The organism is Bradyrhizobium sp. 62 (assembly GCF_023073035.1).
Lineage (GTDB): Bacteria > Pseudomonadota > Alphaproteobacteria > Rhizobiales > Xanthobacteraceae > Bradyrhizobium.
Genome location: NZ_JADPIT010000032.1, coordinates 226,925 through 241,899 on the forward strand (window position 1 = coordinate 226,925; position 14,975 = coordinate 241,899).

The window sequence follows — 14,975 nt, forward strand, 5'->3', positions numbered from 1 at the left end:
CATGACGGTCGCGATGGGATGGGCGCGTGCTCCTGCTACTCCGCGCTGCTCACCAGCTTGATCCGCGGCGCCTGTTCCTCGCCAAGGCTGCGATAGGCCGCGAGATAATCCAGCGCCATGCGGCGCGCCGTGAAGCGCGTCTCGAACTGCTTGCGGATGACGGAGCGGTCGAGTTGCGGCAGGCGGCCGACGACGCCGGCGGCGCTGAGGACGTCCTCGACGACGAAGCCGGTGAGGCCCTCGTCAATGATCTCCGGCACCGAGCCGCGGTTGAAGGCGATGACCGGCGTTCCGCAGGCCATCGCTTCGATCATCACCAGGCCAAACGGCTCTGGCCAGTCGATCGGCAGCAAAAGGCCCAGCGCGCCGCTCAAGAAGTCCGACTTCTCGTGATCGCTGATCTCGCCGATGAATTCCACCAGCGGATTGTTCTCGATCATCGGCCGGATCAGCTCGTCATAGTAATCCTGGTCGGCACGATCGACCTTGGCTGCGATCTTGAGCGGAATGCCGCAATGCGTCGCGATCTTGATGGCGCGATCGACGCCCTTTTCCGGCGCGATACGGCCGAGCACGGCGAGGTATTCCTGCTTCGCCTGCTTCGGCGTCAGCAGATTCTCGGGCAGGCCGTGGTGGATCGTCCTCACCCAGTTCGCCTGCGGCACCGGCCGGCGCTGCGCGTTCGAAATCGAGACGACGGGGACCTTCGAGAAGGTATTGAAAACCGGTTGATGCTCCGGCAGATCGAGCCGGCCGTGCAGCGTGGTCAGGAACGGCGTCGGCTGCCGGTAGAACAGCGACCACGGATAATAATCGAGATGGAAATGGAGGAAGTCGAACTCCTCGTCGTCACATTTCTGCCGCACCCGCTCCAGCATCACCATGTGCAGAGCATTGGGATCGCGCACGGAACCGTCGAGGCGGAGCGCCCGCGGCCATAACGCGTCCAGCTTCGCCGAGGTTTGCGAATCGCCGCTGGCGAACAGCGTCACGTCGTGGCCAAGAGCCACCAGCTCTTCCGTCAACCAGTGCACCACCCGCTCGGTGCCGCCATAAAGCTTGGGTGGAACTGCCTCCGTCAACGGAGCAACCTGCGCGATGCGCATCTCACCATCTCCTCTGTGCGATCATGATTGTAGAAAGCCCCCGCCTGTTCAGCACCGGCATGCCAATCAAGGGAACGTTCCCGCACTTGCGAAGTTCCTCCTTCCGAACGTTACTTATTCGACACGTCGGATGCTCGTCGCGATGCTGCCATCACATCATCGCAGAACGCCCGCATCCGCATGTCGTGATCAGTGTGCCCGGGAACCGAGGCGAAGTGGTCGATGTTCAGTCGACTAACAGAAAAATTGAGAATATCACGACGGGGTCGATAATCACATGGATCATCTTTCTGGGTATGCGCACCGACCGTTTGCCTTTGTTTTGCGCTATCTTCGGCGTCGGCTCGCGTCGCATCTCGTGATCCTGACCGCAGTCGTCGCGGCCGTTGCCTGCTCCGTAGGCACGCAGTATGGCGTCAAATCCCTCGTCGACAGTCTGTCGGCCGGCGCTGCGCATGGTGGGAGCGTATGGCTGGCATTCATTTTCCTCATGACGCTGATCGCCGCCGACAATTTCCTTTGGCGGATCGCGAGCTGGACGGCCAGCTTCACCTTCGTGCGTGTCACGGGTGATCTGCGCCGTGACATCTTTCGCCATCTGACCGGCCACGCGCCGAGCTACTTCTCCGACCGCATGCCCGGCATGCTGACCAGCCGCATCACGGCGACGTCGAATGCGGTGTTCACGGTCGAGAACATGTTCGTCTGGAATGTGCTGCCGCCGTGCATCGCAACGGTTGCGGCCATCGCGCTGATTGGAACCGTCAGTCCCTATATGGCGCTCGGCCTGATCGTGATTGCCGGCGGCATGGTGCTTGCGATGTTCCGCCTCGCCGCCGCAGGAAAACCGCTGCATGACGACTTCGCCGACAAGGCCGCCGTCGTCGACGGCGAGATGATCGACGTCATCAGCAACATGCCGCTGGTGCGCGCCTTCTGCGGCATCGGGCACGAGCATGAGCGGTTCGACGCGACTGTGAACCGGGAGCTCACCGCACGCGGCCGCAGCCTGCGCTATCTGGAGAAGCTGCGGCTTATCCATGCCGGCGTCACTGTCGTGCTCACGATCGCCCTGATGGCCTGGGCGATCATGCTCTGGCAGGATGGCCGGGCGACCACCGGCGATGTCGTGCTGGTCTGCACCCTCGGTCTCTCCATTTTGAATGCGACGCGCGATCTCGCGGTGGCGCTGGTCGACGTCACCCAGCACGTTGCCCGGCTGACCGAGGCGATCGCCACGCTGCTGGTGCCGCATGAATTGCGCGACCATCCCGAGGCCGAGCCGCTGGTGAAGAGCGGCGCCGCGATCGCGTTCAACAATGTCACCTTCGGCTATCCCGCAGCTGAGAAGATCTTCGAGCGCTTCAGCCTGCGCCTGCAACCCGGCCAGCGCGTCGGCCTGGTGGGCCAGTCCGGCGGCGGCAAGTCGACGTTGTTCACGCTGCTGCAGCGCTTCTACGATACCGACGAGGGCAGCATCACCATCGACGGCCAGGACATTTCCAAGGTGACGCAGCAGAGCCTGCGCGAAGCGATCTCGGTCGTGCCGCAGGACATTTCTTTGTTCCACCGCTCAATTCGCGAGAACATCCGCTATGGTCGCCCGAACGCGACCGACGACGAGGTGCTGCGTGCCGCAATTGCGGCGCGCTGCGATTTCGTCGAAAGCCTGCCTGGTGGTCTCGACACCATGGTCGGCGACCGCGGCGTCAAGATGTCCGGCGGCCAGCGCCAGCGCATCGCGATTGCGCGCGCCTTCCTGAAGGACGCGCCGATCCTGCTGCTGGACGAGGCGACCGCCGCGCTCGACAGCGAATCCGAGGAGGCGATCCGCGAGGCGTTGTCGCGGCTGATGCGCGGCCGCACGGTCATCGCGATCGCGCATCGCCTCGCTACCCTGCGCAATTTCGATCGCGTGGTCGTGTTGAGGGGTGGTAAGATCATCGAGGACGGGTCGCCTGAGCGTCTGATGCAGGGCCACGGGCCCTATCGTGAGCTGGTCACGCAGGAAATGAGCCGGCTCGCCCAGGCCGCAGCGTAAACCAACAGTCGCGTTCGAGTCGGTTGCGTGTCGAAACAAGCGCAGGGGAGCTGCTGATGTCGGCTGAAGCCGTTACCCAATTCGTCTCCGTGACGCGGACCGTGGACCAGGTCGCGGAGCAGCCTTTCTATATTCCGATGACAGGACCGTCGGCGCGGCCGCGGCGTTCGCTCAAGCACGACGACACCTTTATCGTGCTCGACAGCCATGGCGACATCGGCGCTTCGGCCGGCGGGCCCGATGGGCTGTTTCATCACGACACGCGCTACCTCGCGAGGCTCGAGCTCGTGCTCGACGATCTCCAGCCGTTGCTGCTGGGCTCGAACCTGCGCGACGACAATTCAGCCCTGACCGTCGATCTCACCAATCCCGACATCTACCGGCAGGGCAGCCTCGTGCTGCAAAAGGATCTGCTGCACATCGTGCGCACGATCTTCCTGTGGCGCGGCACCGCTTATCAGCGCATCGGCGTGCAGAACCACGGCGACCGCCCGGCCGGCTTCGCGCTGACGCTGCTGTTCGACAACGATTTCGCCGATCTGTTCGAAGTCCGCGGCGAGCGGCGCCCGCGCCGCGGCATCGGCTCGAGCCGGCTGTTGGGACCAACCGACGTGCTGTTCGACTACCGCGGTCTCGATGACGCCGAGCGCACCACGGGCCTGCATTTCGACCCGCGCCCGACGAAGCTGTCGGTGAATGCCGCGACCTGGCAGCTCGAACTCGACCCTCACGAGTCGAAATCCCTGTTCGTGGCCGTGTCCTGCAATCGGCCGATCGCGGAGAAGCCGGCGCGCTTTTTCCAGAGTTTGCTCGCCCATCGCCGCGAGATGCGGCAATCGACGATGGGCGCCACCAGCATCGAGACCTCCAACAACATCTTCAATGAGGTGCTGTGCCAGGCCATGGCCGACCTCAACATGTTGATGACGGAGACGCCGCAGGGCCGCTATCCCTATGCGGGGATTCCCTGGTACTCGACGACATTCGGCCGCGACGGGCTGATCACGGCGCTGCAGATGCTGTGGGTCGATCCGCGAATCGCCAAGGGTGTGCTGCGGCGGCTCGCCCATTTCCAGGCCAAGGCGGTCGATCCGCTCGCCGATGCCGCGCCGGGCAAGATCCTGCACGAGATGCGCGGCGGCGAGATGGCGGCGCTGCGCGAGGTACCGTTCGCGCAATATTACGGCAGCGTCGATTCCACGGCCTTGTTCGTCCTGCTGGCGGGAAGCTATTTCGAGCGCACCGGCGACGAGACGACGTTGACCGACCTGTGGCCGGCCATCGAGGCGGGGTTGGCCTGGATCGACGGCCCCGGTGACCCCGACAAGGACGGCTTCGTCGAATATCAGCGCGCTACGGAAAAGGGCCTCGCCAACCAGGGCTGGAAGGATTCCTACGACGCGATCTTCCATGCCGATGGCCAGCTTGCGGAAGGCAATCTCGCGCTGGCCGAGGTGCAAGGTTACGTCTTTGCCGCCAAGCGGCTCGCCGCGCGCTGCGCGCTCCGGCTCGGCAAACCCGATCTTGCCAGGAAGCTCGAGGCCGAGGCCAAGACGCTGGCCGAGCGTTTCGAGGCCGCGTTCTGGTGCGAGGAGCTCGGCACCTATGCGCTTGCACTCGACGGCAAGAAGCGGCCCTGCAAGGTGCGGACCTCCAACGCCGGCCAGGTCCTGTTCAGCGGCATGATCCGCGAGGACCGCGCGCGCCTCGTCGCCGCCGATTTGATGCGGCCGCATTTCTTCTCGGGCTGGGGCATCCGCACCGTCGCTGTCGGCGAGGTGCGTTACAACCCGATGTCCTATCATGATGGGTCGATCTGGCCGCACGACAATGCGCTGATCGCGCTCGGGCTCGCGCGCTACGGGCTCAAGCATTCGGTCGCGCATGTCTTCAAGGGACTGTTCGACGCCGCGACCTACATGGACCTGCGCCGGTTGCCCGAATTGTTCTGCGGCTTCCGGCGCGAAAAGCGGCGCGGCCCGACGCTCTATCCGGTCGCCTGCGCGCCGCAGGCCTGGGCTAGCGCCACGGCGTTCACGCTATTGGAGGCGGCGCTGGGCATCGAGTTCGACGTGGACCGCGGCGAGATCCGGCTGCGCAATCCGCATCTGCCGGCGTTTCTGCATGAGGTGATCTTGCGCGATCTGCGTCTTGGCGAGTCCAGCGTGGACCTGCGCGTCAGCCGCCATGGCGACGACGTGGCGCTGGAGGTGTTGCGCACGCGTGGCCAGATTCAGGTCTCGATCGTGCTGGCGCGCTAGCGGCGCGCCGGAAGGAGGGTGCATGCGTACCGCCGGATGGTTGGCCTTGGGCGTCGTGATCGTCGGCGGAATGACGCTCGCCGTGTCACGTGCCGCGGAGGAGTCGCCCGCACCCGCGACTGAAGCGAATGCACCGCCGACGGCGCAACCGCCGGCGTCATCGGTCCCCGTCACGCCAAAGAATGCCGCGCCACCGCCGTCGGTCACGATCATCGGCGCGAGCGATGCGCACGGTGTGCTTGGCCGTGACGTGCTCAGCGCGGCGAACGAGGACATGGGCCGCATCGTCGACGTCATCGTCGATCGGAGCGGGCACGTGCGCGCTGCCGTGATCGATTTCGGCGGCTTCCTCGGCGTCGGCAGCCGCAAGATCGTGGTGGACTGGAACGCGATGCGGTTCGGCAAGATCGTCAACAAGAAGGACAGCATCACGCTGGAATTGACCAAGGCACAGGTCGCAGCCGCGCCAGAATACAAGGAGGACACGCCGATGGTGGTGCTCGGCGCGTCCGGCAGCCTGCAGCCGCTGCAAGCTGTTCAGTGAGGCGCGGGGAGGGATGGCCGCCGGTGCTGTTGTCGAGGAAGCCGAATCATGCGGATCGCGAGGGCCGCGTTGAGCAGGATAACGTCTCGGCGCCGTCGCCGGCCGGCATTCCGGCGCCGTCGCGCCAGAGCCTGCGCGGCCTCGACTGGTTCATCTTCTTCCTCGCCGACGTGCAGACCGGATTCGGGCCGTTCATCGCGGTCTATCTGACGACCCAGAAATGGACCCAGGTCGAGATCGGCCTCGTGCTGTCGATCGGGGGCATCGTTGCCCTGATCGGCCAGATGCCAGGCGGCGCCATCATCGATGCCGCGAAATCCGAGCGGCTGGTCGCCGGCCTCGCGATCGCCACCATCGGCTGCTGCGCGCTCGCCTATGCGGCGATGCCGATCTTCCCCGTGGTGGTGGCTGCGGCCACCTTGCATGCGGCAGCGAGCTGCGTGCTCGGACCGGCGATCGCGGCGATCAGCCTCGGTCTGGTCGGCCCGCTCGCGATCGGCGAGCGTCTCGGCCGCAATGCGCGATTTGCTTCGCTTGGTAACGGCGTTGCGGCCGCGGTGATGGGAACGGCCGGCTATCTGCTGTCGAGCCGCTCGGTATTCCTGGTGACCTTCCTGCTCGCAATCCCCACTTTGATCGCGCTCTCTCGCATCCGCGAGCACGAGGTCGACATCGCGCGCTGTCACGGCGAGATGCCGCGCGAGGCGGAGGATCGCGGCGACACCAATATCTGGCATCTGATCCGGCAGCGGCCGCTCATTGTCTTCGCGGTCAGCGTGCTCTTGTTACAGCTCGCGAACGCCTCGATGATGCCGCTGATGGCTAGCGCGGTGACGGCGCGATCGAGCGAATGGGCGACGGTGCTCGTAGCCTTTTGCATCGTCGTGCCGCAAGCGATCGTGGCGCTGCTGTCGCCGAGCGTCGGGCGCAAGGCGCAAGCATGGGGTCGCAGGCCGCTACTACTGATCGGATTCGCGGCGCTGACGATTCGCGGTCTACTGTTCGCGACCGTGCGCGATCCGTATCTGCTGGTGCTCGTGCAGGTGTTCGACGGCCTCACTGCGGCGGTGTTCGCGGTGATGATCCCGCTGATCGTGGCCGACGTCGCCTTCGGCAGCGGCCATTTCAACCTCGCGCAGGGCATCGTCGGCACGGCCATGGGCATCGGCGCGTCGCTGAGCACCGCGCTCGGCGGCTATGTCAGCGATAAATTCGGCAATGCCATGGCGTTCACCGGACTGTCCGGCGTCGCGGCGACGGGACTTCTGCTCATTCTGCTTGTGATGCCGGAGACGCGGCGCAAGGGCATGATCGCAGCAAAAGAAATGGCCGGCTGAATCAATCAGCCGGCCATGAGGGGGTGGGAGAGGGGAGATCAGGCGTCGAGATTGTGCAGGCGTGCGCGGTTGCGCAACACGATCTGGCGGGCGCCGGAGAAGCCGAGAATGCCCTGGGCGTGAAGCTGTGACAGCGCGCGCGAGACGGTCTCGAGCGTGAGACCGAGATAGTCGCCGATGTCGCGGCGGCACATCGGCAGCGCCATCATGCCGGCAACTGCGAGGCGGCGGTCCATTTCGAGCAGGAAGGTTGCGACGCGCTCCATCGCGGTCTTGCGGCCCAGCAGCAGCATGTGGTCTTCGGCATGGCGAAGCTCACCAGCGGTCATGGCCCAGAGCTTGCGGGCGACCTGGACGTCGGTGGCTGCGGCCTTCTCGAGGCTCGCGCGCTTCACGAGGCGCACCGTGGTGTCGATGATGGCTTCAGCAGCGAGGCGATGGGTGGTGCCGGATTCGAGGCCGAACACGTCGCCGGGAAGGTGGAAGGAGCCGATCTGGCGACGGCCGTCGGAGAGAAGCTTGTAGCTGCGCACGGCGCCGGTGACGACCTGATAGACGTACTCGGCCGGCTCGTCCTCGCCATAGATCTCCTCTTCCTTGCGGTAGGAGAACTCGGTGGCAACGAGGCCGACATGGCCAGCGATCGCACCGAACTGGTCGGAGACGGGATGGCCCGGGGCGATCTTGCTGCCGTTGATCTGGGTCTTGATCGCCTGGGTGTTGATCGTCTGGGTCAGCATCTGCGCCATCTCCGTTGTGATGACGCTTTGGTACGCGGTATCGGGTGCCTCGAAAATTTCGCGAGATATCTTAAGGGGGGTGCCTTACGTAGAATCCCGTAGGTCAGCGTGGACCCGGTTCTGGATGGCGTGGCGAATGCGTTTGATCAGGTTTTCGTCCAGAAGCGGCTTCAGAATCACTTCATTCACGCCTGCGGCCGCCGCCCGGGCCGAGATATTCGAGTCGGGATAGCCGGTGATCAGGATCACCGGGGTGTCGCCCTCGGACTGGCGCAGTCGCCCGGCCAGCTCGATGCCGTTGATGTCGGGCATCTTGTAGTCGATCAGGTAACAGTCTGCACCGGACGGGCTCGCCGCATTGAGCAGCGCCGTGGCGTTCCTGAAGGTCCGCACGGCAAAACCGTCGGTTTCCAACAGGAAGCGCAGGGAACCCAGCACGGCGTCGTCGTCGTCCACCACATAGACGGTTAATTTCGCGGGTGACGACATCGGGAGCCGCTCAGGATGGGAGCTGATCGCAATCATTCCGATCTGGTAGCACAGGGCGGGCGGACGGTTTTGACTTGCCTCAATCCTGGTGACTTCAATCGTTGAGCATTCCGGCCCGCATTGCCAGCCGAACCAGTTCCGACAGGCTGTTGGCCTGCATCTTGGTCATCACATTGGCCCGGTAGACCTCGATGGTGCGTGGGCTGATGTCGTACTCGCGGGCGATCAGCTTGTTGGAGAGGCCCGCGATCAGCCCCTCCATGACCTGGCGTTCCCTGGGGCTCAGGGAAGCGACGCGAGCGGCGACATCCTGGGCGATGGCCTCGTTCTTGGCCGCCGGCTCGCCCTCGCGGATCGCGGATTCGATCATGGCGACGAGGCGGTCATCTTCGAACGGCTTTTCCAGGAAATCCATGGCACCGAGCTTCATCGCCTCGACCGCGAGCGGCACGTCGCCATGGCCGGTCATGATCAGGATTGGAAACCGGCTGCGCTGCGCCTTCAGGCGCTTGAGAAGCTCGATCCCGTCGATGCCGGGCATCCGCACGTCGGAGACGACGCAACCGAAGGCGAGGCCGGGCAGGGCGTCGAGAAAACCCTGCGCGTTGTCGAACAGTGTGACGCCGAAGCCAGCCGAATCCAGCAGGAAATTCAGCGAATCCCGCATCGCCTCGTCGTCGTCAATGACGTAGATGATTCCCTTGGTCGTCATGGATCAGTTCTCGTCGGCTGCCGGCAACGTGAAGCGGAATGTCGCTCCACCCGATGCGTTGCTCTCGGCCCACATCCGGCCGCCGTGAGCCTCGATGATCGAGCGGCTGATGGATAGTCCCACGCCCATGCCGGTGTCCTTGGTGGTGAAAAAAGTCTGAAACAGGTTCGGCATGACGTCGTCCTGGAAGCCGGAGCCGGAATCGGAGACCTCGATCTCGATCATGTCGTCGGCGACGCGGGTGTTGGTGACGACGAGCTCGCGCCGAGGCGACTGCGCCGTCGCTTCCAGCGCGTTGCGGAAGAGGTTGACCAGCACCTGCTGGATTTGCACCCGGTCGGCGAGCACGAGATCGGCATTGGGATTGAGGCTGAAGCGAAGCTGCACGTCCTGCTCGCGCGCGCCTGCCAGCCCGAGGGCGCCGGCCTCTTCGATCAGCTTGGACAGGCTCTCGATCCTTTTCTCCGATTCGCCGCGGGAGACGAAGTCGCGCAAGCGGCGGATGATCTGGCCGGCGCGCAGCGCCTGCTCGGCGGCGCGGTCCAGCGCGCTCTCGATCTTCGGCGTATTCGGATCCTGGCTTCCGGCGAGCAGCCGCCGCGACCCCTTCATGTAGTTGCTGATCGCTGCCAGCGGCTGGTTGAGCTCGTGAGCGAGCGCGGACGCCATTTCGCCCATCGCGCTCAGCCGCGAGACGTGGACAAGTTCGGACTGCAGTTCCTGGAGCCGCGCCTGGGTTTTCTGATGCTCGGTAAGATCGCGGACGAAACCGGTAAAATAGGGCTCGCCGCCCGACTGCATCTCGCCGATCGACAGGTGCATCGGAAAGGTCGTGCCGTCGCGGCGCTTGCCGGTCACGATCCGGCCGATGCCGATGATGTGCGGGTCGCCGGTGGTGCGATAGCGCGCGATGTAGCCGTCGTGACGTGAGCTGTCGGGCTCCGGCATCAGGATGCGGACGTTCTGGCCGATCGCCTCCGACTCGACCCAGCCGAACAGGCGCTCGGCCGCCGCGCTGAAGAGCTGGATGATGCCATGGCCGTCGATGACGATCATCGCATCGGGAATCGTCTGGAGAATCGAGCGGAGGTGACTCTCGCGGGTGCGCAGGGTCTCCTCGACCTGCTTTTCCTCATCGACGTCAAGAAAGATGCCGCTGAGATGTCGGGCGGCGCCGGCGTCGTCCCGAATTAGCCCCGCGCGGGCGCGGATCCACTGCGCTCTGCCTGAGCCGCCCGCGACCTTGAACGACACGTCGAAGCTGCCGCCCCGTTCGGAGACGCGCCGGATCGCACTCTCGATCCGCTCGCGGTCGTTCGGCTCCAGCCGGGACAGGAACAGCGCATAACTCACCGATTGGCCGGATTCGATTCCGAACAGGATTCTGGCCGTCTCCGACCACTCCAATTCCAGTGTCTTGAGATCGAGATCCCAGGTCCCGACGCCAAATCCCTCGATTCGAACGCGGAAATGTTCGCCCCGGCCGTCATCTTGCGGATGAATCACACGGGTCGGCGCCACACGATCACTCCCATTCTGATGCGGGGAACCGCACAGCGTTGCCGTCGGCAATGTACCCAAGGAGGGGCCAGAGGCAAGTTCCGATGTCTTATACCATTGGCAGATTTCGCGCGCGCGCGATGATCCAAGGTTTTGATCTATCTCATCCTGCCAGCCGGCGGCCGGCTTACGATCGGATCAAAGCTCATTGCCCCGGAGACTCCGATGACATACGCGACCGTGATGGTCAGCCTGGCGCTCGATCAGCCCAACGAGGCGCGGCTTCAGGTCGCGGGCGAGCTTGCCGAACGATTTGAGGCGTCGATCATTGGCCTTGCTGCGGCGCAGTTCGCCCCGCCGATCTATTTCAGCGATGGCGCCGCAGCGCAGGGACTGATCGATGAGGGAGAAGCCTCGGTCAAGCGACGCCTAGGCGAGCTCGAGGCGCAATTCCGCGCCGCGATCAGGAATCGCGGCGGACATGTAGAATGGCGCAGCGCCATGGATTTCCCGGCGCGCTTTATGTTCACCCAGGCGCGTTGCGCCGACATCATCGTCACCGGCGGGCAGAGCCCGGCCTTCTCCGACGCCTTCGCGCTCGCGAGCCCAAAGGATCTGGTGATGCAAGCCGGCCGGCCGATCCTGGTCGTGCCTGACGGCGTCAACTGGCTCGACCTGCGCAGCGTCCTGGTGGCGTGGAAGGATACGCCGGAAGCCCGGCGGGCGCTGGCCGATGCACTGCCGATCCTGCGCAAGGCCAGGGATGTCACCGTCCTTGCAATTCCCGAAGGCGACGACGATCGCCCCGCCGCGGTCGCTGGCGTGACCGACGTGACGGCGTGGCTTGCCCGCCATGGCGTGACCGCGATCGCGCGCGTTTCCGAAGCGGCCCGCAACGAAACTGTCGCCGGGCAACTGGAGAAGATTGCCGGCGATGTCGGCGCCAGCCTGATCGTCGCCGGTGCCTACGGTCATTCGCGCTTCCGCGAGCTGATCCTCGGCGGCGTCACCCAATATCTGGTCACTCAATCTGCCCGCTGTGTGCTGCTGTCGCACTGACGCGGGAGCGGTGCAAGACGAATCAAAGAGGACGCGCCGTGTACAGATTCCTTGAGCAGACCGTCGACGGCTACATGACGCACGACGTCAGGACGGTGAGGCGCGACCTCGACCTGCTCGCGCTCAGCGAGATGTTCGAACGCGACGATTTCAATTCCTATCCCGTCGAGGACGACGGGCAGGTCGTCGGCATCGTCACCAAGTTCGACATCCTGAAGTGCTTCGCCTTCACGCCGAGCCAGATGTTGCCGCGCTACCACGACCTGATGAGCCGCAAAATCGGCGACGTCATGACGCCCGACTTTATCTATGTCAGCCCCGACACGCGGCTGACGCGCGTGCTCCAGATCATGGTCGAGCACCGCATCAGGAGCATCATCGTGCTCGACGGAGCGCAGAAGCTGGTCGGAATCATCGCCCGCGAGGACGTCATCGCGGCGCTCAAGGCGACGGCACGCGAGTGACGTTTCCCCTTCTCCCCTTGTGGGAGAAGGTGGCATAAGCGGCCTTCGGCCGCCGTTCTTAAGAACGCCGAAGCGAAGCTTCGGCTATGGCGCCGGATGAGGGGTCTCTTTCCTCGGGCAGACTTTTGCCGAGGAGGCGACCCCTCACCCAAATGAGTCCGCCGCACGGTCCTCGCTGCCCTCTCCCGCAAGGGGAGAGGGCACATCAACTGGCGGTGGCGCAACTCTCACATTAACAGAAATCCACATAGCTTGATTTCAATCAATTCCCCGCGAGGATGAATGTGGTTTCTGGCCCTGTGTTCTTTCAGAGAGAATCCGCATGAGCCAGCCCTCCATCTCCAAGTCCATGACGTCAGGTGAAAGCGGCCTGGCTGTCGTGTTCGCGGTCACCGCCTTCCTCTGCGTGATTGCCTCGGCCAAGGCGCTCGATGCGCCCTTCGCCTTCCACGCCGCGCTGAGCGCGGCAGCGAGCCTCGCCGCGGTCTTCTGCATCATCAACCGCTACCTCGACCGGCCGGCGGCGCTGCCGCCTGCGGAGATCAATGGGCGCCCCAATTACAACATGGGGCCCATCAAGTTCTCCTCCGTCATGGCGATGTTCTGGGGCATTGCCGGCTTTCTCGTCGGCCTCATCATCGCCTCGCAACTGGCGTGGCCGGCGCTGAACTTCGATCTGCCCTGGACCAGCTTCGGGCGCCTGCGTCCGCTGCACACGTCCGCAGTGATCTTCGCCTTTGGCGGCAACGTCCTGATCGCGACGTCCTTCTACGTCGTGCAGAAGAGCTGCCGCGTTCGCCTTGCAGGCGATCTCGCGCCCTGGTTCGTCGTCGTAGGCTACAATTTCTTCATCCTGATCGCCGGCACCGGCTATCTGCTCGGCGTCACCCAGTCGAAGGAATATGCCGAGCCGGAATGGTACGCCGATCTGTGGCTGACCATCGTCTGGGTCACCTATCTTCTGGTCTTCCTTGCCACGATCATCAAGCGCAAGGAGCCGCACATTTTCGTCGCGAACTGGTTCTATCTCGCTTTCATCGTGACGATTGCGGTCTTGCATCTCGGCAACAACCCCGCGCTGCCGGTCTCGGTGTTCGGCTCGAAATCCTACATCGCCTGGGGCGGCATCCAGGATGCCATGTTCCAGTGGTGGTACGGCCACAACGCGGTCGGCTTCTTCCTGACCGCCGGCTTCCTCGCCATCATGTACTACTTCATCCCGAAGCGGGCCGAGCGGCCGATTTACTCCTACCGTCTCTCGATCATCCACTTCTGGGCGCTGATCTTCCTCTACATCTGGGCCGGCCCGCACCATCTGCACTACACGGCGCTGCCGGACTGGACCCAGACGCTCGGCATGACCTTCTCCATCATGCTGTGGATGCCCTCCTGGGGCGGCATGATCAACGGCCTGATGACGCTGTCGGGCGCCTGGGACAAGCTGCGCACCGATCCCGTGCTGCGCATGCTCGTGGTCTCCGTCGCCTTTTACGGCATGTCGACCTTCGAAGGCCCGATGATGTCGATCAAGGTGGTCAACTCGCTCAGCCACTACACCGACTGGACCATCGGCCACGTGCACTCCGGCGCGCTCGGTTGGGTCGGCTTCGTCTCCTTTGGCGCGCTCTACTGCCTCGTGCCCTGGATCTGGAATCGCAAGGGCCTCTACAGCCTCAAGCTCGTCAACTGGCACTTCTGGATCGCGACGCTCGGCATCGTCCTCTACATCTCGGCGATGTGGGTGTCCGGCATCCTCCAGGGCCTGATGTGGCGCGCTTACACCTCGCTCGGCTTCCTCGAATATTCCTTCATCGAGACCGTCGAGGCGATGCATCCCTTCTACATCATCCGCGCTGCCGGCGGCGGGCTGTTCCTGATCGGCGCGTTGATCATGGCCTATAATCTCTGGATGACGGTTCGCGTCGGCGAACAGGAAGTCCAGATGCCCGTCGCTCTCCAGCCGGCGGAATGAGGAGTTTTCCATGTCGTTCTGGACACGCCACCAAGTCTTCGAAAAGAACTCGATCATCCTGATCGTCGGCATCCTGCTGGTGATCGCGATCGGGGGGCTCGTCGAGATCACCCCGCTGTTCTACCTCAAGAGCACGATCGAGGCGGTCGACGGGATCCGGCCGTATACGCCGCTGGAGCTCGCCGGGCGCAACGTCTACATTCGCGAGGGCTGCTATCTCTGCCATTCGCAGATGATCCGGCCCTTGCGCGACGAGGTCGAGCGCTACGGCCATTTCTCGCTGGCCGCCGAGAGCATGTACGACCATCCGTTCCAGTGGGGCTCGAAGCGCACCGGTCCCGATCTTGCCCGCGTCGGCGCCAAATATTCCGACGACTGGCACGTCACTCATCTGACCAACCCGCGCGCAATCGTGCCGCAGTCGGTAATGCCCGGCTATCCGTTCCTCAGCCAGACCGAGGTCGATCCGGACACGATCGCCGACCACATGCGCACGCTGCGGACCGTCGGCACGCCCTACACCGACGACCAGATCGCCAATGCGGGCGCCGACATGAAGGCCCAGGCCGATCCTGACAATGCAGGCTCCGACGCTTTCACCAAGCGCTACGCCAAGGCCGTGGTGCGCAACTTCGACGGCAAGGCCGGCACGCCGACCGAGATGGACGCGCTGATCGCGTATCTCCAGATGCTCGGCACGCTGGTCGACTTCAAGATCTACAACGAGAAAGCCAATCTTCGCTGAGAAGG

At 64.1% G+C, this 14,975-nt stretch carries 13 protein-coding genes; 8 read left to right on the forward strand and 5 right to left on the reverse strand.

The window, feature by feature from the left end:
• Positions 1-35: 35 nt before the first annotated feature.
• Positions 36-1,106: a glycosyltransferase family 4 protein gene (locus tag IVB47_RS30475; RefSeq protein WP_247399645.1), complete on the reverse strand. Its 1,071-nt coding sequence runs from the start codon at positions 1,104-1,106 to the stop codon at positions 36-38.
• A 277-nt stretch (positions 1,107-1,383) separates the two neighbouring features.
• On the opposite strand from IVB47_RS30475, the gene IVB47_RS30480 reads away from it, so the two are divergent.
• From IVB47_RS30480 to IVB47_RS30495, 4 genes are read left to right on the forward strand one after another with little or no spacing between them, the layout of a single operon-like run.
• Positions 1,384-3,147 carry an ABC transporter ATP-binding protein gene (locus IVB47_RS30480; RefSeq protein WP_247467016.1) on the forward strand — a complete coding sequence of 588 codons (1,764 nt, stop codon included), beginning with the start codon at positions 1,384-1,386 and terminating at the stop codon, positions 3,145-3,147.
• Between the two features lie 56 nt (positions 3,148-3,203).
• Positions 3,204-5,408, forward strand: a complete 2,205-nt coding sequence (locus IVB47_RS30485; RefSeq protein ID WP_247288461.1) for an amylo-alpha-1,6-glucosidase — start codon at positions 3,204-3,206, stop codon at positions 5,406-5,408.
• Between the two features lie 22 nt (positions 5,409-5,430).
• Positions 5,431-5,952, forward strand: a complete 522-nt coding sequence (locus tag IVB47_RS30490) for a PRC-barrel domain-containing protein (RefSeq protein ID WP_027568795.1) — start codon at positions 5,431-5,433, stop codon at positions 5,950-5,952.
• Between the two features lie 23 nt (positions 5,953-5,975).
• Positions 5,976-7,289 (forward strand): MFS transporter, encoded by a 1,314-nt coding sequence (locus IVB47_RS30495; RefSeq protein WP_247288462.1) that lies wholly within the window; start codon positions 5,976-5,978, stop codon positions 7,287-7,289.
• 38 nt (positions 7,290-7,327) lie between these two features.
• On the opposite strand, the gene IVB47_RS30500 is transcribed toward IVB47_RS30495, so the two are convergent.
• From IVB47_RS30500 to fixL, 4 genes are all read right to left on the reverse strand, one after another.
• The gene (locus IVB47_RS30500; protein ID WP_007594028.1) at positions 7,328-8,029 is read right to left on the reverse strand and encodes a helix-turn-helix domain-containing protein; all 702 of its coding nucleotides are present in this window, start codon (positions 8,027-8,029) and stop codon (positions 7,328-7,330) included.
• Positions 8,030-8,113: 84 nt separating this feature from the next.
• Positions 8,114-8,554, reverse strand: a complete 441-nt coding sequence (locus IVB47_RS30505) for a response regulator (RefSeq protein ID WP_247467018.1) — start codon at positions 8,552-8,554, stop codon at positions 8,114-8,116.
• A 58-nt stretch (positions 8,555-8,612) separates the two neighbouring features.
• Positions 8,613-9,230: a response regulator FixJ gene (gene fixJ, locus IVB47_RS30510; protein ID WP_247467019.1), complete on the reverse strand. Its 618-nt coding sequence runs from the start codon at positions 9,228-9,230 to the stop codon at positions 8,613-8,615.
• Positions 9,231-9,233: 3 nt separating this feature from the next.
• Positions 9,234-10,751 carry a sensor protein FixL gene (gene fixL, locus IVB47_RS30515; RefSeq protein ID WP_247467020.1) on the reverse strand — a complete coding sequence of 506 codons (1,518 nt, stop codon included), beginning with the start codon at positions 10,749-10,751 and terminating at the stop codon, positions 9,234-9,236.
• A gap of 204 nt (positions 10,752-10,955) precedes the next feature.
• Here fixL and IVB47_RS30520 point away from each other — a divergent pair, with 204 nt between their 5' ends.
• From IVB47_RS30520 to ccoO, 4 genes are all read left to right on the forward strand, one after another.
• On the forward strand, positions 10,956-11,789 hold the full coding sequence (locus tag IVB47_RS30520; RefSeq protein WP_247467023.1) for a universal stress protein: 834 nt from the start codon (positions 10,956-10,958) through the stop codon (positions 11,787-11,789).
• Positions 11,790-11,827: 38 nt separating this feature from the next.
• Positions 11,828-12,253 carry a CBS domain-containing protein gene (locus IVB47_RS30525; protein WP_247288467.1) on the forward strand — a complete coding sequence of 142 codons (426 nt, stop codon included), beginning with the start codon at positions 11,828-11,830 and terminating at the stop codon, positions 12,251-12,253.
• Between the two features lie 322 nt (positions 12,254-12,575).
• On the forward strand, positions 12,576-14,225 hold the full coding sequence (gene ccoN, locus IVB47_RS30530) for a cytochrome-c oxidase, cbb3-type subunit I (RefSeq protein ID WP_007607681.1): 1,650 nt from the start codon (positions 12,576-12,578) through the stop codon (positions 14,223-14,225).
• 10 nt (positions 14,226-14,235) lie between these two features.
• Complete coding sequence (gene ccoO, locus IVB47_RS30535; protein ID WP_247467025.1) at positions 14,236-14,970, forward strand: cytochrome-c oxidase, cbb3-type subunit II; 735 nt, start codon at positions 14,236-14,238, stop codon at positions 14,968-14,970.
• Positions 14,971-14,975: the final 5 nt, after the last annotated feature.

What these genes read in the sequence shown, in the direction of transcription:
- IVB47_RS30500 (WP_007594028.1), bottom strand. Translation starts at nt 8,029, where the DNA reads ATGCTGACCCAGACGATCAACACCCAGGCGATCAAGACCCAGATCAAC.
- ccoO (WP_247467025.1), top strand. Translation starts at nt 14,236, where the DNA reads ATGTCGTTCTGGACACGCCACCAAGTCTTCGAAAAGAACTCGATCATC.
- IVB47_RS30520 (WP_247467023.1), top strand. Translation starts at nt 10,956, where the DNA reads ATGACATACGCGACCGTGATGGTCAGCCTGGCGCTCGATCAGCCCAAC.
- IVB47_RS30480 (WP_247467016.1), top strand. Translation starts at nt 1,384, where the DNA reads ATGGATCATCTTTCTGGGTATGCGCACCGACCGTTTGCCTTTGTTTTG.
- IVB47_RS30485 (WP_247288461.1), top strand. Translation starts at nt 3,204, where the DNA reads ATGTCGGCTGAAGCCGTTACCCAATTCGTCTCCGTGACGCGGACCGTG.
- IVB47_RS30490 (WP_027568795.1), top strand. Translation starts at nt 5,431, where the DNA reads ATGCGTACCGCCGGATGGTTGGCCTTGGGCGTCGTGATCGTCGGCGGA.
- ccoN (WP_007607681.1), top strand. Translation starts at nt 12,576, where the DNA reads ATGAGCCAGCCCTCCATCTCCAAGTCCATGACGTCAGGTGAAAGCGGC.
- fixJ (WP_247467019.1), bottom strand. Translation starts at nt 9,230, where the DNA reads ATGACGACCAAGGGAATCATCTACGTCATTGACGACGACGAGGCGATG.
- IVB47_RS30505 (WP_247467018.1), bottom strand. Translation starts at nt 8,554, where the DNA reads ATGATTGCGATCAGCTCCCATCCTGAGCGGCTCCCGATGTCGTCACCC.
- IVB47_RS30475 (WP_247399645.1), bottom strand. Translation starts at nt 1,106, where the DNA reads ATGCGCATCGCGCAGGTTGCTCCGTTGACGGAGGCAGTTCCACCCAAG.